The following is a 1,156-nucleotide window of genomic DNA, read 5'->3' as shown; positions in this document are numbered from 1 at the left end:
AGCAGTGTTCAGCGTAAATGTATCAGCTTCAGAGAGCTCACTTATTTTAACAACTGGCTGATCTTAGCTTTCCCGGCCATTCCTTTACAGCAAGGGAATACCGCTTTGCCAACCAGGATATACACCCATGCAATCCCATATGCAGTGCCTTGAAGGATTACCATTGCAAGGCCAGGGTCCGGCTATGGCTCTATCTTTCTAAATTGAGAGCCTGCCGTTGGGCTTGTAGCAATTCTTGGATCCCGGCTTGGGCCATCTCCAACATTTGTAGCAGTTGCGGGCGACTGAAGCAGGCGGCTTCGGCAGTGCCCTGGATCTCGATGAAGGATCCCTGCTCGTTCATAACAATGTTCATGTCCACCTCGGCTTGGCTGTCTTCCTCATAGCACAGATCCACAAGTACCTCTCCCTGCACAATTCCTACTGAAAGGGCCGCCACCTGCTGCCGCAGCGGGGATCCCTGGGCCGGATCCAGCGCCCCCTGTTTGTACAGCCAAGTGATGGCGTCGTGCAGAGCCACATAGCCCCCTGTGATCGCGGCGGTGCGCGTTCCGCCATCGGCCTGCAGCACATCGGCATCGACGGTGATGGTACGGGATCCCAGCTTGCGAAAATCCAAGGCGGCGCGCAGACTGCGCCCGATGAGCCGTTGAATCTCGGCAGTACGGCCCGATAGTTTCAACATTTCCCGCGGCTGTCGTTGTTGCGTGGCTCCGGGCAACATGCGGTACTCAGCCGTCAGCCAGCCTTGGCCGGTGTTCTGCAGAAAAGGGGGAACTTCTTCGGCCACACTGGCGGTGCAAAGGACATGGGTATGGCCGAACTTGACCAACACCGAGCCAGGGGCATAGCGGGTAAAGTGGCGCTCAAAAGAAACCGGGCGCAATTGAGCAGCGGTGCGATTATCTGGGCGTTGCCAGCTCATGGACAGTTCAAAGAGGGATCCCTCGCATTGTCAACCATGTCTGCCCAATGCGGCTCAGGACTTGGAATCTCTGCAGAATATGACTGGGGCGACGGCTGCGGACGGAATTGGTCTGGGAAGGCAAGGACGACAAGTGTAGCAACCGCCGCAAATTGGATATTGCCGGGTATGCCACCTCTACGCGGAAGAAAGTGAAGCACTTGTAAACTACCCGACACCCGCGCTATGCGC

1 protein-coding gene is annotated in these 1,156 nt (G+C 56.6%); it reads right to left on the bottom strand.

Going from position 1 to position 1,156, the window contains the following annotated elements; genetic code table 11:
• Nucleotides 1-190: 190 nt before the first annotated feature.
• On the bottom strand, nt 191-925 hold the full coding sequence (gene rph, locus NW815_RS13820) for a ribonuclease PH (RefSeq protein WP_011433341.1): 735 nt from the start codon (nt 923-925) through the stop codon (nt 191-193).
• Between the last annotated feature and the right edge of the window lie 231 nt (nt 926-1,156).

The sequence above is a fragment of the Synechococcus sp. R6-7 genome (assembly GCF_047461695.1).
GTDB lineage: Bacteria > Cyanobacteriota > Cyanobacteriia > Thermostichales > Thermostichaceae > Thermostichus.
This window is presented reverse-complemented; position numbering and strand designations above follow the sequence as displayed.